19 protein-coding genes are annotated in these 21,052 nt (G+C 69.8%); 17 read left to right on the forward strand and 2 right to left on the reverse strand.

The features are described 5' to 3' along the window. Nucleotides 1-86: 86 nt before the first annotated feature. Nucleotides 87-284 carry a hypothetical protein gene (locus ACVCL9_RS16890; protein WP_447097255.1) on the reverse strand — a complete coding sequence of 66 codons (198 nt, stop codon included), beginning with the start codon at nt 282-284 and terminating at the stop codon, nt 87-89. Between the two features lie 108 nt (nt 285-392). Here ACVCL9_RS16890 and ACVCL9_RS16895 point away from each other — a divergent pair, with 108 nt between their 5' ends. The 4 genes from ACVCL9_RS16895 (at nt 393) to ACVCL9_RS16910 (ending at nt 4,253) form a co-directional block, all read left to right on the forward strand. Continuing rightward, nucleotides 393-1,313, forward strand: coding sequence for a LysR substrate-binding domain-containing protein (locus tag ACVCL9_RS16895; RefSeq protein WP_447097254.1), 921 nt, complete (start codon nt 393-395; stop codon nt 1,311-1,313). A gap of 73 nt (nt 1,314-1,386) precedes the next feature. Then, nucleotides 1,387-2,499: an S-(hydroxymethyl)glutathione dehydrogenase/class III alcohol dehydrogenase gene (locus ACVCL9_RS16900; RefSeq protein WP_447097253.1), complete on the forward strand. Its 1,113-nt coding sequence runs from the start codon at nt 1,387-1,389 to the stop codon at nt 2,497-2,499. Nucleotides 2,500-2,733: 234 nt separating this feature from the next. Next, a complete protein-coding gene (locus ACVCL9_RS16905) occupies nt 2,734-3,693 on the forward strand; it encodes a class I SAM-dependent methyltransferase (protein ID WP_447097252.1) in 960 nt (319 codons plus the stop codon). Nucleotides 3,694-3,716: 23 nt separating this feature from the next. Then, nucleotides 3,717-4,253 (forward strand): pseudouridine synthase, encoded by a 537-nt coding sequence (locus ACVCL9_RS16910; RefSeq protein WP_447097251.1) that lies wholly within the window; start codon nt 3,717-3,719, stop codon nt 4,251-4,253. A gap of 61 nt (nt 4,254-4,314) precedes the next feature. On the opposite strand, the gene ACVCL9_RS16915 is transcribed toward ACVCL9_RS16910, so the two are convergent. Continuing rightward, nucleotides 4,315-5,112, reverse strand: a complete 798-nt coding sequence (locus ACVCL9_RS16915; protein WP_447097250.1) for a TatD family hydrolase — start codon at nt 5,110-5,112, stop codon at nt 4,315-4,317. A 205-nt stretch (nt 5,113-5,317) separates the two neighbouring features. Here ACVCL9_RS16915 and ACVCL9_RS16920 point away from each other — a divergent pair, with 205 nt between their 5' ends. From ACVCL9_RS16920 to gspD, 13 genes are all read left to right on the forward strand, one after another. Continuing rightward, nucleotides 5,318-6,910 (forward strand): M4 family metallopeptidase, encoded by a 1,593-nt coding sequence (locus ACVCL9_RS16920; RefSeq protein WP_447097249.1) that lies wholly within the window; start codon nt 5,318-5,320, stop codon nt 6,908-6,910. 134 nt (nt 6,911-7,044) lie between these two features. Continuing rightward, complete coding sequence (locus ACVCL9_RS16925; protein WP_447097248.1) at nt 7,045-9,495, forward strand: ESPR-type extended signal peptide-containing protein; 2,451 nt, start codon at nt 7,045-7,047, stop codon at nt 9,493-9,495. A gap of 149 nt (nt 9,496-9,644) precedes the next feature. Then, nucleotides 9,645-11,375, forward strand: a complete 1,731-nt coding sequence (gene gspE, locus ACVCL9_RS16930; RefSeq protein ID WP_447097247.1) for a type II secretion system ATPase GspE — start codon at nt 9,645-9,647, stop codon at nt 11,373-11,375. Nucleotides 11,376-11,489: 114 nt separating this feature from the next. Continuing rightward, nucleotides 11,490-12,707, forward strand: coding sequence for a type II secretion system inner membrane protein GspF (gene gspF / locus ACVCL9_RS16935; RefSeq protein ID WP_447097246.1), 1,218 nt, complete (start codon nt 11,490-11,492; stop codon nt 12,705-12,707). A gap of 202 nt (nt 12,708-12,909) precedes the next feature. Further along, nucleotides 12,910-13,335, forward strand: coding sequence for a type II secretion system major pseudopilin GspG (gspG, locus tag ACVCL9_RS16940; RefSeq protein WP_447099489.1), 426 nt, complete (start codon nt 12,910-12,912; stop codon nt 13,333-13,335). An 83-nt stretch (nt 13,336-13,418) separates the two neighbouring features. Beyond that, nucleotides 13,419-13,880 carry a GspH/FimT family pseudopilin gene (locus ACVCL9_RS16945; RefSeq protein WP_447099488.1) on the forward strand — a complete coding sequence of 154 codons (462 nt, stop codon included), beginning with the start codon at nt 13,419-13,421 and terminating at the stop codon, nt 13,878-13,880. Nucleotides 13,881-13,969: 89 nt separating this feature from the next. Next, complete coding sequence (locus tag ACVCL9_RS16950) at nt 13,970-14,389, forward strand: prepilin-type N-terminal cleavage/methylation domain-containing protein (protein ID WP_395121333.1); 420 nt, start codon at nt 13,970-13,972, stop codon at nt 14,387-14,389. Beyond that, nucleotides 14,386-15,048: a prepilin-type N-terminal cleavage/methylation domain-containing protein gene (locus ACVCL9_RS16955; protein ID WP_395116336.1), complete on the forward strand. Its 663-nt coding sequence runs from the start codon at nt 14,386-14,388 to the stop codon at nt 15,046-15,048. Before ACVCL9_RS16950 ends, ACVCL9_RS16955 begins: the two co-directional genes overlap by 4 nt. Further along, on the forward strand, nt 15,045-15,917 hold the full coding sequence (locus ACVCL9_RS16960) for a general secretion pathway protein GspK (RefSeq protein WP_447097245.1): 873 nt from the start codon (nt 15,045-15,047) through the stop codon (nt 15,915-15,917). Before ACVCL9_RS16955 ends, ACVCL9_RS16960 begins: the two co-directional genes overlap by 4 nt. Then, on the forward strand, nt 15,914-17,068 hold the full coding sequence (locus ACVCL9_RS16965; protein WP_447097244.1) for a type II secretion system protein GspL: 1,155 nt from the start codon (nt 15,914-15,916) through the stop codon (nt 17,066-17,068). The genes ACVCL9_RS16960 and ACVCL9_RS16965 overlap by 4 nt, the downstream gene beginning before the upstream one ends. Further along, nucleotides 17,065-17,703, forward strand: a complete 639-nt coding sequence (gene gspM / locus ACVCL9_RS16970) for a type II secretion system protein GspM (protein ID WP_447097243.1) — start codon at nt 17,065-17,067, stop codon at nt 17,701-17,703. The genes ACVCL9_RS16965 and gspM overlap by 4 nt, the downstream gene beginning before the upstream one ends. Further along, entirely contained in the window at nt 17,700-18,422 is a 723-nt protein-coding gene (locus ACVCL9_RS16975; protein WP_395116344.1) for a hypothetical protein, read from the forward strand. The genes gspM and ACVCL9_RS16975 overlap by 4 nt, the downstream gene beginning before the upstream one ends. A gap of 4 nt (nt 18,423-18,426) precedes the next feature. Further along, nucleotides 18,427-21,003: a type II secretion system secretin GspD gene (gspD, locus tag ACVCL9_RS16980; protein ID WP_447097242.1), complete on the forward strand. Its 2,577-nt coding sequence runs from the start codon at nt 18,427-18,429 to the stop codon at nt 21,001-21,003. Nucleotides 21,004-21,052 lie beyond the last annotated feature (49 nt).

A 21,052-nucleotide genomic window follows, 5' to 3' on the forward strand; every position in this document is an offset into this window, starting at 1 on the left:
TAACGAGCATGGAAAAAGGCGCGCGACGGTTGTCGCGCACCTTCATTCACATGGTGCATTCCAGACCGCATTCAAGCCGCGGATGGCTAGTGCGGCGCCACGATGCGCGGCCACACGGCGGCGCAGCAGGCCAGTGCCGCGGCCTTGGCGTCGCGGCTGACGGGTGCTTCGACGGCCTCGGTGTCGGCGGTGTCGGCGGCCGGGGTTTCCGTGCGCCATTCGAGGTCGTCCTTGTGCAGCAGGTGGCCGTGCAGGAACAGCAGATCTTTCCAGATCGAGCTCATGGGGTGCCTCCTCGGGAGGGTGTCAGGCTTGGGGTGTGCTCAAGATACGCGCGCGGACAAGCGCCAAAAAGCGATATATTCGCAAGCCAGACTTGAGAGATATTCAAGATGGGCAAGCTGCCGCTGGGACTGCTGCAACAGTTCGTGCTGATCGCCCGCCAGGGCAATCTGTCGCGCGCGGCGCGCGAGGCGAACCTCACCGTCAGCGCGCTCAGCCATCAGATGAAACAGCTGGAGGAGCGGCTGGATCGGCGCCTGTTCGAGCGCGGGCCGCGCGGGGTGACGCTGACCGTCGACGGCAACTGTTTGCTGGAAGCGGTGGGCGAGCACGTCGACGGCATCGAGCACGCGCTCGGCGCCTATCGCACGCGCCACCACGACGCGCTCACGCTCAGCGCCAGCCCCGGCATCATGTCGAGCTGGCTGGTGCCGCGGTTGCCGAAACTGGTCGCTGCGTATCCGGAGCTGGAGCTCAGCCTGCAATCCGGTTCGACCCTGGTGAACTTCGCGCGCGAACCGGTGGACGTGGCGCTGCGTTACGGCCGCGGCCAGTGGCCGGAGCTCCTCTGCGAAAGGCTGTTCGGCGAATGGATCGCACCGGTGGCCGCGCCCGCACTGGTCGCGCGGATGGCCGGCGTCGATCCGCACGATTTGTCGCGCTGGCCGCTGCTCGGCGAGCCCGGCGAATCGACCCGCTGGAGCGACTGGTTCGGCCGCACCGGCGGCACGCCGCCGAAACGCTACGTGGCGCAGTTCGACAGCCTCGACGCGCTGCGCCATGCGGCGCTGGAGGGTCTCGGCGTGGCGCTGGGGCGGATGGTGACGTCGAAGTCGCTGATCGACGCCGGCCGCCTGCAGGTGCTGGGCAACAGCTACCTGGCGGTGAAGGAGGCCTATTGGCTGGTGTATCCGCCGCGCTCGCAGGAGCACCGCGGCCTGCAGCGCTTCCGAGACTGGCTGCTGGCGGAGGCGGCCGAATACCGGGGGCAGATGTCGAGCTTCCGGCCCGACGACCCGGCGGTCGATTGACGCAGTTGCGCAAAGTGGCTGAAAACAGGCCATCATCGCGGGTCGTTGCCGATCCATTGCGAGGAGTCGAACCATGAAATCACGTGCCGCCGTCGCCTGGGCCGCCGGCCAGCCGCTCTCCATCGAACAGGTCGACGTGGCCAGCCCGAAGGCGGGCGAGGTGCTGGTGCGCATCGTCGCCACCGGCGTGTGCCACACCGATGCGTTCACCTTGTCCGGCGACGATCCGGAAGGGCAGTTCCCGGTGATCCTCGGCCACGAGGGCGGCGGCATCGTCGAGGAAGTCGGCGCGGGCGTGACCTCGCTCAAGGTCGGCGACCACGTGATTCCGCTGTACACGCCCGAATGCGGCGAGTGCAAGTTCTGCCGCTCGGGCAAGACCAACCTGTGCCAGAAGATCCGCGTCACCCAGGGCCGGGGCCTGATGCCCGACGGCACCTCGCGGTTCTCGCTCGACGGCAAGCCGCTGCTGCACTACATGGGCACCAGCACGTTCAGCGAGTACACCGTGCTGCCGGAAATCTCGCTGGCGAAGATCAACAAGGCCGCGCCGCTGGAAAAGGTCTGCCTGCTCGGCTGCGGCATCACCACCGGCATCGGCGCGGTGCTCAATACGGCGAAAGTGGAACCCGGCGCCTCCGTCGCGGTGTTCGGCCTGGGCGGCATCGGCCTGTCGGTGGTGCAGGGCGCGGTGATGGCCAAGGCCGGACGCATCATCGCGATCGACCGCCACCCGGAAAAGTTCGCGATGGCCAAGGCGCTCGGCGCCACCGACTGCATCAACGTGGCCGACTACCCCGACACGCCGATCCAGCAGGTCATCGTCGAGCTCACCGATGGCGGCGTGGACTACTCGTTCGAGTGCATCGGCAACGTGCACGTGATGCGCTCGGCGCTGGAGTGCTGCCACAAGGGCTGGGGCGAGTCGATCATCATCGGCGTGGCCGGCGCGGGCCAGGAGATCAGCACGCGGCCGTTCCAGCTGGTCACCGGCCGGGTGTGGCGCGGCTCGGCGTTCGGCGGCGTCAAGGGTCGCTCGCAACTGCCCGGCTACGTCGACCGCTACCTGGCTGGCGAGATCCACATCGACGAGATGATCAGCCAGGTGCTGCCGCTGGAGCGCATCAACGAGGCGTTCGAGCTGATGCACGGCGGCAAGGTGATCCGCTCGGTGATCCATTACTGAGCCGTTCTTGCGGGCTGCGGGATGCCGTAGAATGGGTGCGCGAGAGGGGCGGGCGCACGGCTCGCTTCCACCTGTCCACCTGGTCTGCACGGTCTTTCCGCCATATTGGCCGCCATCAACCGCTTTGTGCTCCACCTGCCCCGCGACGGCCTCGGCCGGAGGCGGGCAGTCGCGTGGCGCATTCGAACCACCACTGCATCGCGTCCGGACGGCCTGCGGGCCAGGGAGTCAACGATGAACCAAGCGAATCCTGCCAACTCTTCGTCCCGCGCACGATCGCGGCCGCGTTTCGCCTGGCTGCTGATCGCCGCGCTGGCGCTGCCGGCATGTGCGCAACAGGTGGCGCCGGGCGCCTCCACCGAAGCGGACCAGCCGGCCGATGCGCTGGTGCCGCCGACCAGCGCCAGCGATTTCACCGCCTCGCAACTGGACCAGGTGCTGGCGGGCAGCTGGCGTTCGCCGGCCAACCGTGCGCGTGACGTCTATCGCCATCCCAAGGCGACCTTGCAGTTCTTCGGCGTGCAGCCGGACCAGACGGTGATCGAGATCACCCCCGGCGGTGGCTGGTACAGCGAGATCCTGGCGCCGCTGCTCAACGACAACGGCCACTACATCGCCGCGGTGACGGCGCCGCGCCGCGACGCCGAGGCGCGCCGCGACGACAGCGCGCTGCATCGCCTGTTCGCCGCCGATCCGGCGCACTACGGCAACGCGAAAATCATCGAGTTCGATCCGCACGCGCCGGTGTTCGGCCCGCCCGCCTCGGCGGACGCGGTGCTGACCTTCCGCAATGTTCACAACTGGGTCCAGGCAGGTACCGCGCCGGCCATGTTCAAGGCGTTCTTCGCGGTGCTGCGGCCCGGCGGCGTGCTGGGCGTGGCCGACCATCGCGCCGCGCCGGGTGCCAGCCTCGAATCGGTGAAGGGCAGCGGCTACCTGCCCACCGACTACGTGGTGAAGCTGGCCGTCGAGGCTGGTTTCGTGCTCGACGGCAGCAGCGAGGTCAACGCCAACCCGCAGGATACGCACGACCATCCCAAGGGCGTGTGGACGCTGCCGCCCACGCTCACCCTGGGCGAGCAGGATCGGGCGAAGTACCAGGCCATCGGCGAGTCGGATCGCATGACGCTGCGCTTCGTCAAGCCGACCGCGCCGACGAGTGCCGCCACTGCCGCCGCCACGTCCGCCCGGTAATCCGGGCGGTCGCTGCACCCGTCATGCTGCTGGCGCTGAACAAGCCGTACGGCGTGCTCTGCCAGTTCACCGACCGCGAAGGCCGCGCCACGCTGGCCGATTACGTCGCGCAAACGGACGTCTATGCGGCTGGACGGCTGGATCGCGACAGCGAAGGTCTGCTGCTGCTCACCGACGACGGCGCACTCGCACACCGGCTCACCGACCCGCGCCACAAGCAGGCCAAGACCTATCTGGCCCAGGTCGAAGGTTGCATCGACGAAGCCGCGCTGGCCGCGCTGCGCCGTGGCGTGAGATTGAACGACGGCCCGACCCTGCCGGCCGAGGCCGCCTTCGCCGCCGAACCGGACTGGCTGTGGCCGCGCGACCCGCCGGTGCGCTTCCGCCAGGCGATCCCCACCAGCTGGCTCAGCCTCACCCTGCGCGAAGGCCGCAACCGTCAGGTGCGTCGCATGACCGCCGCGGTCGGCTTTCCGACCTTGCGGCTGATCCGCGTGCGCGTCGGCGACCACACGCTGGATGGCCTGGCCCCCGGCGAGTCGCGCGTGCTGACGGTGTAGGGCGGGCGCTGCCCGCCGCTCTTCACTCTTCGGGACGCGGAATCCGGCGGGCAGTGCCGCCCTACGCCAGCGGCGGCAATCCGAAGAACGCCTCGGCGGTCGCCGTGCTGTTCGCGGCGGTGACTTCCGGACTCTCGCCGCGGTCGCGGGCGATCTCCTCGCAGATGTGCCTCAGGTACATCGGCTCGTTGCGCCGATGCGCCGGCGACGGACGCACCGTGCGTGGCAGCAGGTAGGGCGCGTCGGTCTCGATCATCAGGCGGTGCGCGGGGATCTCGCGCACCAGCTCGCGCAGGTGGGTGCCGCGGCGTTCGTCGCAGATCCAGCCGGTGATCCCGATGTGGCAATCCAGTGCGAGGTAGTCGCGCAGCGCCTCGCCGGTGTCGGTGAAGCAGTGCACCACCGCGCCGGGCACCTTGTCGCGCCAGCGCCGCAGCAGCGCGACGAAATCGTCGTGCGCATCGCGCTGATGCAGGAACAGCGGCTTGTGCACATCCGCCGCGATCCGCAGTTGGCGCTCGAACACGGCCAGCTGGACCTCGCGCGGCGAGTAGTTGCGGTTGTAGTCCAGCCCGGTTTCACCGACCGCGCGCACCGCCGGGTCGCGCGCCAGCTCGCGCAGCAGCGCCTCGGTGGCGTCGTCGAAGTCGATCGCGTGGTGCGGATGCACGCCGGCGGTGGCGAACAGGCGGCCGGCGTGGTCGTGTGCCAGGGCCAGCGCGTGGCGGCTGCCGTCGGCAGAGGCGCCGGTCACGATCATCCGGCTCACGCCGTGCTCCTGCGCACGCGCCAGCATGGCGTCGAAGTCGTGCCGGAACGACTCGTGGCCGAGATTGGCGCCGATGTCGATGAGCTGCATGAAAGGCCTGCGGGAAGCGGGAAATGGGCGACGAAAGAACACGAGTTTGGACAGGTTCTCGGAATTTTTCCAATTGACGGGCCGTGCGCCGCTCTCCTACGGTCGCCGATTCGCCGCTCCGGGGAGGGCGGCGGAATCCAGCTGACCGTGCTGCGGCGCCTGCGCACCGCCACGGCAGATCGTCTGACTGTTTTGGGGGATGGAAATGCTCAACAAGAAACTCGTCGCTGCCCTGGTCCTGGCTCTGGGTGGCGCCACCGCCGCGTCGTGCATGGCCGCAACGCCGCTGCACATCCACGCCGGTGCGATGGGTCGGATCGCGCCTGCAACGCTGGCGAACCGACTGGGCCTGGGGACGGACGCCTCGTTCCAGGCGGATCGCCAGCTGCGCACCGCGCACGGCACGCTGAAATCGCGCGAGCGGCAGACCTGGCGCGGCGTGCCGGTTTACGGCCGCAGCGTGGTGGTGGAACGCGACACGCGCGGCGCGGTGCTGTCGGTAGCGGGCTCGGCCGAGCGCGACATCGGCGCGCAACTCGCTTCGGCGCAGCCGCGGCTGACGGCCGCCGCCGCTACCGCCGCGCTGCGCCGGCACATGGGCGATACCGGCCTGGCGGCACGCAATGTCGACAGCGAGCTGTTCGTCTACCCGCAGGCCGGTCGCGCGCCGCGGCTGACCTATCGCGTGTCCTACGTGCTGGACAACCACGGCCAGCCGTCGCGACCGACCGCGATCGTCGACGCCGACACCGGCGCCGTGCTCAAGCAGTGGGACGGGCTCGCCCACGGCCGGCGTCCGCCGGGCGGCGGCAGCACGCCGGTCGCGGTCACCGCCACCGGCCCGGGCGGCAACGCGCTGACCGGCTCGTACAACTACGACAACTCCGGCCCGGGTCTCGAGCGCCTCGATGCGGTGCGCATCGGCAGCGTGTGCTACCTGCAGGACGCCGACGTGGCCACCTACAACCTGGCCGGCGGCCAGCGCGTCACGCAGTGGTCGTTCGGCTGTGCCGGCAGCAATCCGGCGCTGTGGGTGAGCCAGGGCGACGCGATCAACGGCGCATATTCACCGATCAATGATGCGCATCATTTCGGCGGCGTGGTGCACGACATGTACTCGACCTGGTTCGGCGAGCCACCGCTGAAGAACACCGACGGCTCGGCGATGCAGCTGTCGATGTGGGTGCACTACGGCACCAACTACGAGAACGCGTTCTGGGACGGCCGCGAGATGGTGTTCGGCGACGGCGACCAGTACTTCTTCCCCTTCGTGGTGCTGGACGTGACCGGGCACGAGATCAGCCACGGCTTCACCGAGCAGCATTCGGGGCTGGAATACACCGGCCAGTCCGGCGGCATGAACGAGGCGTTCTCCGACATGGCCGGCGAGGCGGTGAAGTACTTCGACCGCGGCAGCAACGACTTCATGGTCGGCGCGGACATGGTCAAGCCGGCCACGGTGCCGCTGCTGGGCATGGCGGCGCTGCGCGACATGTGCACGCCGAGCAACGATGGTGCATCCATCGACAGCGCGCGCGATTACAACGACTCGCTCGACGTTCATTACAGCAGCGGCGTGTACAACCGCGCGTTCTGCCTGCTGGCCAAGACCAGCGGCTGGAACACGCGCAAGGCGTTCGAGGTGTTCCACGACGCCAATGCGCTGTACTGGAGCCCGGCCGAAACCTTCGACGGCGGCGCCTGCGGAGTGGAACAGGCCGCCACCGACCGTGGCTATGCCGAGGCCGACGTGGCCGCTGCCTTCAACGCAGTGGACGTGGCCTGCGCCGCACCCTGAAGCGGCCCGTTCGGGCCGAATCCGCCACCGGGCGTGACCGGCGCAAGCCGCACGCCCGGGTGGCTGCACATCACACGCCAGGCACCGCCACGCGCATCGTCGCGCGGGCGGCGCCGCACAGGAATCTCAAAATCATGAACACGATCTACAGCAAGATCTGGAATGCCGCGCTGGGCGCGGTGGTGGTGGTATCGGAGCTGGCCTCGCGGCGCGGCCGTCGCGGCGGTTCGCGCCTGCGCCTGGTCGCCGCCGGCGTGCTGGCACTGGCGCTGGCGCCGCTGACGATCCACGCGCAGACCGCAGCCGCGAGCTGCACCTACACCGTCGACGGCGTCACCACCACGGTGCCGGCCACGCCCACCGGCGACGGCGCCTTCGTCTGCGGCGTGGATGCGGTCGCCAGCGGCGACAACGCCAGCGCATTCGGCTCCCACGCCAGCGCCACCGATGGTTCCGCCACGGCGGTGGGCGGCGACTATGTCGATACCGACGGCACGGTCTACAGCACCGAGGCGAGTGCCTATGGCGCGACCGCGTTGGGCGCCGGCGCCGGCGCGGACGGCATCGACAGCACGGCGGTCGGCTCGCTGGCGTACGCCACCGGGCAGGGCGCGTTCGCCGGCGGCGCCAACTCCGGCGCGGATGGCTACAACAGCGTGGCGCTCGGCGCCAACGCGCAGGCATCGGACCGCGGCGGCATCGCGATTGGCGGCGGCGATCCGGACCCGGCCAATGGCTTCCTCGCCACCGAAGCCCAAGGTGAGGGTTCCATCGCCGTCGGTTCGCTGGCGGCTGCCGAAGGGCGCGGCGCGATCGCGCTGGGCTACCAGACCGTCGGCGTCGGCGACAACGCCACCGCCACCGGCAACGGTGCCTGGGCGCAGGGCGCCGGCGCAACCTCGGTCGGCGGCGCGGCCTACACCGGCGCCGACGCGGCCACCGCGGTAGGCAACAACGCCACCGCGCTGGCGCAAGGCGCGTTGGCACTGGGCGCAGACAGCCATGCCGAAGGCGTGTTCTCGATCGGCATGGGTACGCAGGACAGCAACGGCTACGGCGGCGCCATTGGCGAACAATCGCTGGCGCTGGGCTACGACAGCGGCGCGCTGAATGCCGGCACGGTCGCGCTGGGCGGCTACAGCGTTGCGCCGGGCTTCCTGGGCACGGCGCTGGGCTACAACTCGATGGCCATCGGTGACTACTCCCTGGCCAGCGGCACGGGTGCAGCGGCCAGTGGCGCCAGCAGCGTGGCGGTGGGCGAGAACTCGGCGGCCAGCGGCGACGAGAGCGTGGCCGTGGGTGGCAGCGCCGTCGGCGGGCAGTTCTTCACCGAGGCATCGGGCGTCGGCGCGACCGCGCTGGGCGCCGGCAGTTACGCCACCGGCGACTATGCCGCGGCGTTCGGCTGGCTGGCCGGCGCCGACGCGGTCAACGGCACCGCGCTGGGTTCGGGCGCGTGGGTGCAGTCCACCGCCGACAACGCGGTGGCGCTGGGCGCGCAGTCGCTGGCCGATCGCGCCGACACGGTGTCGGTGGGCAGCGCCGGCTTCGAGCGCCAGATCACCAACGTGGCCGCCGGTACCCAGGGCACCGATGCGGTGAATCTGGACCAGCTCAATGCGCTGCAGGCGCAACTCGACCTGACCGGCGCCGCGCTGGGCGACAATACCGCCGCGATCACCACCAACACCGCGGCGATCGGCGCGTTGGACGGCCGCGTCACCACCATCGAGGGGCAGATCGGCGATCTGCGGCAGAGCACGATGGAGCTGGGCGCGGTGGCGATCGATACGGTCGGCGACGGCAGCGACGACGCCAACGTGCTGGCCGGCTCCAGGGGCCTGGCGATCGGTTCGGCAGCCTCCGCCGGTGGCGATCATGCCACCGCGATCGGCGGTGACAGCCTGGCCGCCGGCGCGAACGACACCGCGATCGGCGGCAATGCCAGGGTGAACGCCGACGGCAGCACCGCCGTGGGCGCCAACAGCACGGTCGCGGCGAGCGCCACCAACGCGGTGGCGCTGGGCGAAGGCGCCTCGGTGACCGCTTCCGGCGCCGTCGCGCTGGGCCAGGGTTCGCTGGCCGATCGCGCCAACACGGTGTCGGTGGGCACGGCCGCGAACAACCGCCAGGTCACCAACGTGGCGGCCGGCAGCCAGGCCACCGACGCGGCCAACGTGGGCCAGGTCGAGCAGGCGCTGGTGACGGCCAAGAGCTACACCGACGCCAACGCGCAGCAGACCCTGCGCAGCGCCAACGCCTATGCCGACGCCAAGTTCGCCAACGTCGCCTCCACCGCCGACGTGAACGGCTTGCGCGACCAGATGAACGACCGCTTCCACGGCGTCGACAAGCGCATGGACCAGGTCGGCGCGATGGGCACGGCGATGGCGCAGATGGCGTTCAGCACGCAGGGCATCAACACGCCCAACCGGCTGGGCGTGGGTGTGGGCGGCTACCGCGGTGAAGCGGCGTTGTCGGTCGGTTATTCGCGGCAGCTGTCGCCGCGCGCCAACCTGACCTTCGGCGCGGCGGTGAGCGGCAACGAGGCATCCGGCGGCGTGGGTGTCGGCTTCGGCTGGTGACACGGTGGGGACGGCGGGCGGTCTGATGCCCGTCGTCCCCGTTTCGCGGTGGGTAATGCCCCGCAGGCTCCGTTGTGATACCAATGGCGTTTTCCGCGCGGTGTCGGGGGGCGCCGCGTATCGGGCATGCATTGAACGTGAGGTGACGGATGTCGGCAGCCATCGAGCCGGCGGGTGGCGGGGCAGGCGTGGGCGATGACCGCGAGGCCGCTGTCTGCGCCTGGCTGGTCGCGCGCGGCCGGCTGAAGGATTCCGACCTGGGCCGCGCACGGCGCCTGCACGAGGAATCCACCGAAGGTACGCTCACCACGCTGATGGCGCGGTTGGGGCTGGTTTCCGAACGCGACCTGGCCGAGGCCTGGGCCGAACTGCTGCAGGTGCCGCTGCTGGCCGCGCGCGACGCGCCGGAATTGCCGCCGGCCGAGCTGGAACTCTCGTTGCGCTTTCTCAAGCAGCAGCATGTGGTGCCCGTGCAGGAAGGCAGCGACGGGCTGGCCCTGCTGGTGGCCGATCCGGCCGATCCGTATCCGCTGCACGCGGTCGAGCTGGCCGCCGGACGCCCTGTCGCACTGCGCGTGGGGCTGCGTTCGGAGATCGATGGCCTGATCGAGCGCTATTACGGCTCCGGCCGTTCGGCGATGGGCACCATCGTGGAGAACCTCGACGGCAGCGCCGCCGAGGAGGACGACGTCGAGCACCTGCGCGACCTCGCCTCCGAGGCGCCGGTGATCCGGCTGGTGAACCTGATCCTGCAGCGCGCGGTGGAGCAGCGCGCCTCGGACGTGCACATCGAGCCGTTCGAGAACCGCCTGAAGGTGCGCTACCGCATCGACGGCGTCCTGCATGAAGTCGAAGCGCCGCCGTCGTCGTCGACCGCCGCGGTGATTTCGCGCGTGAAGATCATGGCGCGGCTGAACATCGCCGAGCGCCGCCTGCCGCAGGACGGTCGCATCCAGCTGCGCGTGCAGGGCAAGGAGCTGGACCTGCGCGTGTCCACCGTGCCGACCAGCTTCGGCGAATCGGTGGTGATGCGCATCCTGGACCGCGAATCGGTGGTGTTCGATTTCGCCTCGCTCGGCTTCACCGACAGCTTCCAGCAGCGCTTCGTCGACGTGCTGAACAAGCCGCACGGCATCCTGCTGGTCACCGGCCCCACGGGCTCCGGCAAGACCACCACGCTGTACACCGCGCTGAGCCAGATCAACACCAACGACGTGAAGATCATCACCGTCGAGGACCCGGTCGAATACCAGCTCGAAGGCATCAACCAGATCCAGGTGAAGCCGCAGATCGGGCTGGATTTCTCCGGCGCCCTGCGCTCGATCATGCGCCAGGACCCGGACGTGATCATGATCGGCGAAATGCGCGACCTGGAAACCTGCCGCATCGCGATCCAGTCCGCGCTTACCGGCCACCTGGTGCTGTCCACGCTGCACACCAACTCGGCCGCCGGCGGCGTCACCCGATTGCTCGACATGGGCGTGGAGGATTACCTGCTCGGCTCCACCATCAACGGCATCCTGGCGCAGCGCCTGGTGCGCCGGCTCGATCCGGAAACCGCGATTGCCTACGAGGCCTTGCCCGAGGTGATCGCGCAGTTCGAACTGGAGAAATACACCGACGAACGCCCGATCCGCCTGTGGAAACCCGGCACCAGCGCGACCAACCCCAGCGGCTACCGCGGCCGCCGCGCGATCATGGAGTTCCTCACCATGAGCGACCCGCTGCGTCGCCTGGTGATGCAGCGCGCCAGCGAGGGCGAGATCGAGAAACAGGCCCGCGCCGAAGGCATGCGCACCATGTACGAGGACGGCATCGCCAAGGCCGTCGCCGGCATCACCACGCTGGAGGAGGTGATGCGTGTCACGCAGGAGGGCTGAGAATCGGGAATCGGGAATAGGGAATAGGAAGAGCAGGGGCCGCAAACTCGCGGCGACCCGCTTTTCCCATTCCCTATTCCCTATTCCCCATTCCCGGCTGGCGGAGCCAGCCAAGTGAGCCAGTTCCGCTACAAGGCCGTCAACGACGCCGGCGAAACGCTGCAGGGCCAGATGGAAGCGGGCAGCGTCGACGAGGTGATCGCACGGCTGCAGGACCAGGGGCACACGCCGCTGGAGGCGCGCTCGGCGGAGGGCGCGGCGACCGGCAGTGGCTTGGCCGGCATGTTCAAGCGCGGGCCGTTCACCGGCGATCAGCTGGCGCTGTTCACCCATCAGCTGGCGACCCTGCTCGGCGCGGGCCAGCCGCTGGACCGCGCGCTGACCATTCTGCTCGACCTGCCCGAGGGCGAATCGGCGAAGAAGCTGATCGAGCGGGTACGCGATCGCGTGCGCGGCGGCACCACGCTGTCCGCGGCGCTGGACGAGGAGCACGGCGTGTTCCCGCGCCTCTACATCAGCCTGGTGCGCGCGGGCGAGGCGGGCGGTTCGCTGGAGGAAACTCTGCGCCGGCTGGCCGACTACCTGGAGCGCGCGCAGGCCTTGCGCGGCAGCATCACCAACGCGCTGATCTATCCGGCGTTCCTGATGGTCGGCGTGCTCGGTTCGCTGGTGCTGCTGCTGGCCTACGTGGTGCCGCAGTTCGTGCCGATCTTCCAGGACATGCAGGTGCCGATCCCGTGGATCACCTCGGCCGTGCTGGCGCTGGGCAACCTGCTGGCGGACTGGTGGTGGCTGATCGCGGTACTGCTGATCGGCGGCGGGCTGGTGTGGCGCGCGCGGCTGCGCGATCCGGCGGCGCGGCTGGCCTGGCACACGCGCCTGCTGGGGCTGCGCGTGATCGGCCCGCTGCTGCTCAAGGTCGAGACCGCGCGCATCGCCCGCACGCTGGGCACCTTGCTGCGCAACGGCGTGCCGCTGCTCGGCGCGCTGACCATCGCGCGCCAGGTCACCGGCAACGTTGCGCTGGACGCGGCGCTCGGTGCGGCGCACGAACAGGTCAAGGGCGGTGCCGGCCTGAGCCTCGCGCTGGGCCAGTCGAAACTGTTCCCGCGCCTCGCGCTGCAGATGGTGCAGGTGGGCGAGGAAGCCGGCCAGCTCGACGGCATGCTGCTGAAAGTGGCCGACACCTTCGAACTGGAATCGCGCCGCTCGATCGACCGCCTGCTCGCCGCGCTGGTACCCGCGCTGACCATCGTGATGACCGTGCTGGTGGGCATCATCATGGCCGCCATCCTGCTGCCGCTGCTGAGCATGACCAGCAGTATTCAGTGATTGAGAGCAGGGAATAGGGAATGGGGAATAGGGAATAGGGAATAGGGGAGTACGAAGCAGTTGGGTTTTTCGATTCAGTGATGGAGAGAACGTGATGGTGATGTCTTTGGTGTCGATGGAACGGAGAGTTGGAGATCGGGAGCGGGGAGGCGGGAATGCGGCAGGCTCCCGAGCGCGCCCTATTCCCTATTCCCCATTCCCTATTCCCGGGCGAAGCCGCGGGCGCACGCAGCGCGCCGGCGGCTTCACCCTCCTCGAAATGCTCGCCGTGATCGCGCTGATCGGCATCGTGGCGGTGGCGGTGATCACCAAGGTCATCCCCAGTTTCGACAAGGGCAAGTACAAGACCGGCAAGATTCAGTTGAGCACGCTGTCGCAGGACATCGACAACTACATGCTCGACAACGGCACGCCGCCGCAGCAGCTGGTCGACCTGGTGAAAAAGCCCGGCAACGCGCCCAACTGGCAGGGCCCGTACGCCAAGGAGTCGCAGCTGAAGGACCCCTACGGCCACGACTACGGCTACCAGTACCCCGGCCAGCACGGCAAATACGACCTCGTCTTCTACGGCGAGGATGGCAAGCCCGGCGGCGACGGGCTGAATGCGGATGCCGGGAACTGGCAATGAAGCCGGGAATAGGGAATAGGGAATGGGGAATGGGAAGAGCGACGTGCTCGAGCGCTCTTCCCATTCCCTATTCCCCATTCCCTATTCCCTGCCGTGGGCGCGCGCAGCGCGCCACCGGCTTCACCCTCCTCGAAATGCTCGTGGTCATCGTGCTGATCGGGTTGGCGGCGGTGGCGGTGTCGGTGTCGGTGACGCGGGGGCTGGCCGGGGCGCGGGTGCGCGCGGCCAGCAGCGAACTGGCCGGGGCGTTGCGCGCGACGCGGGCGCAGGCGATCGTGCATGCCGACGAGCAGGTCTTCGACGTCGATACCCGCGCCAACAGCTACCAGGGTGCCAGCCATCGCGACGTCGCCCTGCCCAAGGGCCTCAAGGTCAGCATCACCAGCGCAAAGGAAGACCGCCCCGACGACCATACCGGCCGCATCCGCTTCTTTCCCGACGGCAGCTCCACCGGCGGCCGCATCACCTTGAAAGCCGGCCAGCGCGAATGGCACGTCAACGTGTCGTGGCTGACTGGCGAGGTGCGGGTGGTGGATCAGCCATGAGGGCGGGGAACAGGGAATCGGGAATAGGGAATAGGCAAAGCAAGTTGCCGCGGGGCCGTGGCTGTTGCTCTTCCCATTCCCTATTCCCTATTCCCCATTCCCGGCGCGCTCCGCGCGCCAACGGCTTCACCCTCCTCGAAGTGATCGCCGCGATCGCCCTGCTGGCGATCGCGTTCACCGTGTTGATGCGGGTGGCGGGCGGCTCGATCCGCCTGAGCGAGAATGCCGCCGACCACAGCGAGGCGGCGTTGTGGGCGCGCAGCCTGCTCGACACGGCGTTCACCAACGAGCCGGTGCGGCCGGGCAGCACGTCCGGGCGGTTCGACCAGCGCTTTCGCTGGCAGTTGAACGTGGCGCCGTGGCGTCCGGGCTCGACGCCGGCGCAGGCACCGCTGCAGCTCTATCAGCTCGATCTGGAAGTCAGCTGGGGTCCGGCGGTCCATCCGCAGGTGGCCCATTTCCGCACCCTGCGGCTGGCCGCGGCGGAGCCGGCGCAGGCGCAGCCATGAAGAAGCGCGCCGCCGGCTTCACCCTGCTGGAAATTCTCGCCGCGCTGGTGCTGCTGGCGCTGCTGCTGCTGGGCGTGTACTCGGGCATCGCCAGCGCCAGTCGCAGCGTGCGCTCGGGCACCGCCGCGATCGAGCGGATGGACCAGCTGCGCGCGGCGCAACAGTTCCTGCGTCGCGAACTGGCGCAAAGCCTGGCTGCGCCGATCAGCCGCACCGATCGTGGCGAGCCGGTCTATTTCCAGGGCGACGCGCACGAGATGCGTTATGTCGCGCCGCTGCCGGGCTACCTCGGCAAGCTCGGGCCGCAATTGCAGCAGTTGCAACTGGTCGACGACGGCGCCGGCGGCCTGCGCCTGGAGCTGCGCCTGGCCCTGCTGCCGCCCGATGGCGGCCCGCCGCAGGCGCTGGGTGAGCCGCAGGTGCTGTTCGACCACATTCGCGCAGGCGGCTTCCACTATCTGGGCACCGATGCCGACGGCAGCGCCTTGCCGTGGGCAGGCGAGTGGACGGCCGACCGCTCGCTGCCGCAAGTGGTGCGCATCGAGCTGCAGCCGCAGGGCCGCGCCAGCTGGCCGCGGCTGGACATCCCGCTGCGCATCGAACCGCTCGACGCCGGTGGGCCGTTGCGCATCCACGTACTGCGACGTACCCCGCCATGAGCGGCCGTCTGGAAAACGCGTCCAGCCAGCGCGGGGTCGCCCTGCTGCTGGTGCTGTGGGCGTGCACCTTGCTGGCGATCCTGCTCGGCGGTTACGCCGCGCTGGCGCGCACCGAGGGCTTGCAGGCGCGCTACCAGTTCGCCGGCACGCAGGCACATTACGCCGCGGAGGCCGGCCTGATGCGCGCGATCTACGGTCTGCAGGACCCGCGCATCAAGCAGCGCTGGATCGGCGACGGGCGGCCTTACCCGTTCACCTACGACCACGCCAGCGTGGTGGTGCGTGCGATCGACGAGGACGGCAAGGTCGATCTCAACAGCGCCACGCCGGAGGTGCTGCAAGGCCTGCTGCATGCCGCCGGCTTGCGGCCGCGCGAGGCCGGCGAACTGGTCCGCCACATCGTCGACTGGCGCAGCCCGCCCAGCCTCGCCGGTGAAGTGGACAGCCAGCGCGCCGCCTATGCCGCCGCCGGTCGCGACTACGGCCCGCGCCACGGCCCGTTCGTCACCGTGGAGGAGCTGCAACTGGTGCTGGGCATGACGCCGGCGCTGTACCGCCAGCTGGCGCCGGTGCTGACGATCTGGTCCGGCAGCCCCAGCCCCAACCCGAACACCGCGCCGCCGCTGGCGCTGGAGGCGATTCCCGGGATGACTCCGCAGCAACTGGCCGCGATCCGCGCCACCCGGGCGAAAAACGCCAGCGATCCGAGTCTGGCTCTCAACAACGGAACCACGCATAGTATCGAGTCCGTCGCCACCCTGGCCGACGGGACGAGCGCGGTGTTGCGCGCGACGATCCGCATGCAGCCGGGGCAGGCTGGCGAGAAGCCTTACGCCGTATTGCGCTGGCAGGAGGGAAAGTCCGAATGAGTACGGCGATGCCGTCGCTGCAGCCGGGTTGGGAGCGCGTTCGCCGCCAGTGGCGCGCCTCGCCGCTGCCGGGTTTTCTTGCCTGGTGGGGCGGCGAACTGCGCGCGCTGCTGCCGCCGCGCTGGCGCAGCTGGTTCGGCAGCGGCGCGGACTGGTACCTGCTGCAGGTCGAGGGCGAGACCTGGTCGCTGCGCCGGCGTGGCCATGCCGAGGTGCTGGCGCAGTGGAACGAGGCGGTCGAGGATCTGCCCGGGCGCAGCTTCGGCGCGGCGCTGGCACAGGTCGATCGCGAGGATCTGCGCGTCGCCCTGCTGCTGCCGTCCGCCCAGGTGCTGCGCCGCAGCCTGTCGTTGCCGCTGGCCGCGCGCGACAACCTGCACCAGGTGGTCGGTTTCGAGATGGATCGGCAGACCCCGTTCGGCGTGGCGCAGGTGTATTACGCCGTGCGCGAACTGAACGCGACGGCCGCCGGGCGCTGCCAGGTGGAACTGGTCGCGGCGGCCCGCGCCGGCGTCGATCCGCTGCTCGCGCGCCTGCGCACGCAGGGCATCGCGGTCGATGCGGTGGACGTGGCCGCGGCCGACGGTCGCCTCGGCGTGAACCTGTTGCCGCCGGAGCAGCGCCCGCGCCGCGCGCATCCGCGGCGACGGCTCAACCTGATCCTTGCTGCCGGCGTGGTGTTGCTGTTGCTGCTGGCCGGCCTCGAATGGCGGCACAACCGCGAGGTCGCGCTGGCCACCATGCAGGACCAGGTCGCCGCGATGCGCGGCGAGGCGGCGCAGGTCGCCTCGCTGCGCCAGCAACTGCAGGACAACGCCGGCGCCGCCGGTTTCCTCGCCCAACGCAAGAAGAACACCGTCGGCATGCTGGAGCTGCTGCGCGATGCCACCGCGCGCCTGCCCGATGGCACCTGGCTGGAGCGCCTGAGTGTCGATGCCACCGGCCAGATCGGCATGCAGGGGCAGAGTCAGCAGGCGGCCAAGCTGCTCGACGCCTTGAAGGATTCCAGCGTGATCACCGATGCCGGTTTCCAGGGCAGCATCCAGCCCGACGCCGCCACCGGCAAGGAGCGCTTCTACCTCACCGCGCGCATCAGGCAAGCCGCGGCGGCCAGGCCCGCGCCGACCGCCGGCAGCGGGGACACGCCATGACGCGCCCGACCCTCGCGCCGCGTGAACGCCGCATCGTTGCGGTGGCGCTGCTGCTGCTGGCGGTCGCGCTGGCCTACCTGGTGCTGCTGCACTGGTGGTTCGTCGCGCCGCTGCGGCAGATCCACGAGGAGATGGCGCACCTGCGCGACACGCACAGCCGCTACGCCGCCGCGATCGCGGAGAAGCCGGCGCTGCAGCGCCGGCTGGACGAGATGGGCGCGGGCCAGGCCGCCAGCGACGCGTTCCTCGCCGCCAGCGATCCGAACAATGCCGCCGCCGACCTGATGCAGCAGGTGGTGGACGTGGTCGGCCGCAACACCGGGCGCGGGCGCTGCGTGGTGAGCCAGAAGATGCCGTTGCCGACGCCGCCGACGTCGGCCGGCGAGCCGTATCGCAAGGCCGCCGTCAGCATCAGCCTGAGTTGCGACATCGAACCGCTGGCGGCGGTGCTGCAGGCGCTGGAGCAGGGCCGGCCGTACCTGTTCGTCGACGACCTCAGCATCTATCGCAACCCGGTCGCCGCACAGCGCGAGCAGGGCGCGCCGCTGGAAGTGCAGTTCACGCTCTCCGGTTACGTGCGCCCCTCGGCCGGCGCGCCGATGCCCGCCGATGCCGATGCCGGAGCCGCGCCATGAACGCCGCCCAGCAACGTCGACTCACTCCCGTGCTGGCCGGCGTGGCCGTGCTGTTGGGCGTGCTGCTGCTGATGCTGCTCGGCGGGGTCGGCCGCGCCATTCGCTGGACGGCGCCGCGCACGCTGTCGCCGCTGCCGCCGGCCGGCAGCGCCGACCTGCCGCAAGCCGTGCCGCTGCAGCAGTTCAGCGTGGTGTGGAGCAAGCCGCTGTTCAATCCCGACCGCAAGCCGGTGGCGCATGCCAGCGAGGGCGGCAGCAACCTGGGCGACCTGGAGCTGACCGGCATCATCATCACCCCCAGCCTGCGCATGGCGCTGCTGCACGACAAAAACGGCAACCACGAGATCCGCCTGCGCCAGGGCGAGAGCCTGCCCGACGGCAGCGTGACCCTGGTCGAGGTGCAACAGCGTTCGGCGGTGTTCGATTCGGCCGCCGGCCGCACCGAACTGAAACTGCCGGCCGGCGCGCCGATCGACCAGGTTCGCGGCGACGCCGCACCGGATCGCGACCGACCGCCGGCGGCGGGCGCCTCGATGCTGCACCCGCAGCCCGATGCCTCGGCGCGACCGCACTTCGAATCCGGTCCCGGGCCCGCCCGCTCGTCCATGGCGCCGGCCGCCTCGAACAGCCCATCCCGGTCGACGCTGGAACAACTGCGTCGCACCATCGAAAAACGTCGTGCGGAACGCGCTGCCGCGTCCCACGAAGGAGAGCACTGAACCCATGCCTCGCCGATTCCTCATGCGCACCGCGCGCACCGCCATCCTGGCCGCCGTGGTCGCACTCGCCGGCTGCGCCAGCCTCCCGCAGCCGCGCGACGACGGTGCGCTGCAACGCGAAGCGATGGCCGGCACGCACGCCCCGGTGCCCGCGCCGCTGCCGCTCAACCGCGACCTGGCCGCGCCCACCGCCGCGCCGCCGGCGGCCACCATCAGCGCCGGCAGCGGGCAGTTCGTGCGGCCCTCCGCGCTGGTCACGCCGCGCAAGAGCGCCACCGGCAAGGATGCGGTCACCTTCAACTTCGAGAACCAGCCGGTGCAGGCGGTGGTCAAGGCGATCCTCGGCGACCTGCTCAAGCAGAACTACACCATCGTGCCGGGCGTGGAGGGCAACATCTCCTTCTCCACCGCCGAGCCGGTCGAGCAGGAGCAGGCGCTGCCGATCCTGGAAACCCTGCTGGGCTGGACCCACAACGCGCTGGTCAAGCGCGCGGGCGGTTACGTGGTGTTGCCGGAGAAGGATGCCGTCGCCGGCAACCTGGTGCCCAGCCTCGGCGCGGCCGCGCCCGGCGGCGGCCTGCAGGCGCGGCTGTTCCCGCTGCGCTACATCTCCGCCACCGAGATGCAGAAGCTGGTCAAGCCGTTCGTGCGCAAGGATGCGGTGCTGCTGGTCGATCCCTCGCGCAACCTGATCGTGCTGGCCGGCACGCCACAGGAGCTGGCCGACGACGAGCGCATGATCCGCACCTTCGACGTGGACTGGTTGCGCGGCACCTCGGTGGGCGTGTTCAACCTGCAGTACGCCCGCGTCGCCGAGCTGATGCCCAAGCTGGATGCGTTGTTCGGCGAACACGGCAGCACGCCGCTGGCCGGCATGCTGCGCTTCATCCCGATCGAGCGCACCAATGCACTGGTGGTCATCAGCACCCAGCCCGACTACCTGCGCGAAGTGGGCGAGTGGGTCGCCAAGATCGATGCCGGCGGCGGCAACCAGCCGCAGCTGTTCGTCTACGACGTGCGCAATCTCAAGGCCTCCGACCTGGCCCGTTACCTGGCGCAGATCTACACCAACGGCGCCGGCAGCGGTGGCGACAACGGCGGCCAGGTCGGGCCGGGCCTGAGCAGCGGCACGCTGGGCAGCGCCGACAACGTCAACGCCAACCCGCTGGGCAGCACCGCCGGCAGCTTCGGCAACACCGGCACCGGCGCGGTCGGCGGCGGCGCGATGAACGGCGCCGGCAGCGGCGGCTTCAACAGCGGCGGCGAGAGTCGCGACGGCAGCGGCAACGGCCAGCCGGGCGCGATGTCCGGCGGCATGGCGACCAGCTTCGGCAACAGCGGCGGCAACGCGGAAACCAGCCAGCAATATGCCTCCAGCGACGGCAGCGTGCGGATCAGCTCGGTGGACAGCAACAACCAGTTGCTGATCCGCGCCCGCCCCTCGCAGTGGGAGGAGATCAAGCGCGCGATCGACAAGCTCGACAACGTGCCGCTGCAGGTGCAGATCGAGACGCGCATCCTGGAAGTCAGGCTCACCGGCGCGTTCCAGTTCGGCGTGCAGTGGTACCTGAAGGGTTTCGTCGGCAGCACCGTCGACAACAACGGCAACTTCATCCCCGGCTCCACCACCGCCAGCCAGTACGGCGCGCTGGGAGTGGGCGGGCCGGCGTACGGCGGCCAGCCGTTCTTCTACTCCTTCCTCAACTCCAACATGCAGGTCGCCGTGCGCGCGATGGAGACCAGCGGCAACACCAAGACGCTGTCGGCACCCTCGATGGTGGTGATGAACAACCAGGTCGGCGCGATCCAGGTGGGCGACAGCATTCCGATCAACCAGACCACGGTCAACACCGGTATCGGCACGGGCACCAGCTACAACTCGGTGGACTATCTCAACACCGGCGTCATCCTCAAGGTTCGCCCGCGGATCAATCCCGGCGGCCTGGTCTACATGGACGTCAGCCAGCAGGTCAGCCAGCGCGATTCCTCGCAGCAATTGGTCAACGGCAACCCGTCGATCTCGCAGCGCGCGCTGTCCACCCAGGTCGCGGTGCAGAGCGGCCAGACCGTGCTGCTCGGCGGCCTGATCCAGCAGGACGAGGGCGTCACCAACACCGGCATCCCCGGCCTCAACCGCATCCCCGTCATCGGCCGGTTGTTCGGCAACACCAACCGCAACCGCGACCGCACCGAACTGATCGTGCTGATCACCCCGCGCATCATCCGCAACAGCGACGAGGCCAAGCAGGTCACCGACGAGTACCAGGAGAAGTTCGAGTCGCTGGCGCCGCTGCGCCAGGGCGGCGAGGCGAGCGCCGCGAGCGTGACGCCGGTGGCTGCCGCACCCGCGCCGAGCTGGCCCGAGCAGTTGCAGCAACATGCCGAGCTTGCGCTGGGCAAGGCCGACTACGCGAACGCGGAGCGCCTCGCGATGCAGTCGTGGCAGCAGGGCACGCGCCAGGGCAGCCTGTGCGAGCGCAACTGGCAGGTGATCGCCCAGGTGCGCCAGCACAACCAGGATGCCGCCGGTGCGCAGACTGCACGCCAGAGCCAGCAAGCCTGCCGCCAGCCGTCGCCCTGAGAGCGTGTGAAAAAATCCCCCGCCTGCTGCGGACATCGCCGAACGCCCC

It is taken from the genome of Rhodanobacter sp. UC4438_H5, assembly GCF_052978405.1.

Coding starts and splice junctions, on each gene's coding strand:
- ACVCL9_RS16890 (WP_447097255.1), bottom strand. CDS start 284: ATGAGCTCGATCTGGAAAGATCTGCTGTTCCTGCACGGCCACCTGCTG.
- ACVCL9_RS16895 (WP_447097254.1), top strand. CDS start 393: ATGGGCAAGCTGCCGCTGGGACTGCTGCAACAGTTCGTGCTGATCGCC.
- ACVCL9_RS16900 (WP_447097253.1), top strand. CDS start 1,387: ATGAAATCACGTGCCGCCGTCGCCTGGGCCGCCGGCCAGCCGCTCTCC.
- ACVCL9_RS16905 (WP_447097252.1), top strand. CDS start 2,734: ATGAACCAAGCGAATCCTGCCAACTCTTCGTCCCGCGCACGATCGCGG.
- ACVCL9_RS16910 (WP_447097251.1), top strand. CDS start 3,717: ATGCTGCTGGCGCTGAACAAGCCGTACGGCGTGCTCTGCCAGTTCACC.
- ACVCL9_RS16915 (WP_447097250.1), bottom strand. CDS start 5,112: ATGCAGCTCATCGACATCGGCGCCAATCTCGGCCACGAGTCGTTCCGG.
- ACVCL9_RS16920 (WP_447097249.1), top strand. CDS start 5,318: ATGCTCAACAAGAAACTCGTCGCTGCCCTGGTCCTGGCTCTGGGTGGC.
- ACVCL9_RS16925 (WP_447097248.1), top strand. CDS start 7,045: ATGAACACGATCTACAGCAAGATCTGGAATGCCGCGCTGGGCGCGGTG.
- gspE (WP_447097247.1), top strand. CDS start 9,645: ATGTCGGCAGCCATCGAGCCGGCGGGTGGCGGGGCAGGCGTGGGCGAT.
- ACVCL9_RS16955 (WP_395116336.1), top strand. CDS start 14,386: ATGAAGAAGCGCGCCGCCGGCTTCACCCTGCTGGAAATTCTCGCCGCG.
- ACVCL9_RS16960 (WP_447097245.1), top strand. CDS start 15,045: ATGAGCGGCCGTCTGGAAAACGCGTCCAGCCAGCGCGGGGTCGCCCTG.
- ACVCL9_RS16965 (WP_447097244.1), top strand. CDS start 15,914: ATGAGTACGGCGATGCCGTCGCTGCAGCCGGGTTGGGAGCGCGTTCGC.
- gspM (WP_447097243.1), top strand. CDS start 17,065: ATGACGCGCCCGACCCTCGCGCCGCGTGAACGCCGCATCGTTGCGGTG.
- ACVCL9_RS16975 (WP_395116344.1), top strand. CDS start 17,700: ATGAACGCCGCCCAGCAACGTCGACTCACTCCCGTGCTGGCCGGCGTG.
- gspD (WP_447097242.1), top strand. CDS start 18,427: ATGCCTCGCCGATTCCTCATGCGCACCGCGCGCACCGCCATCCTGGCC.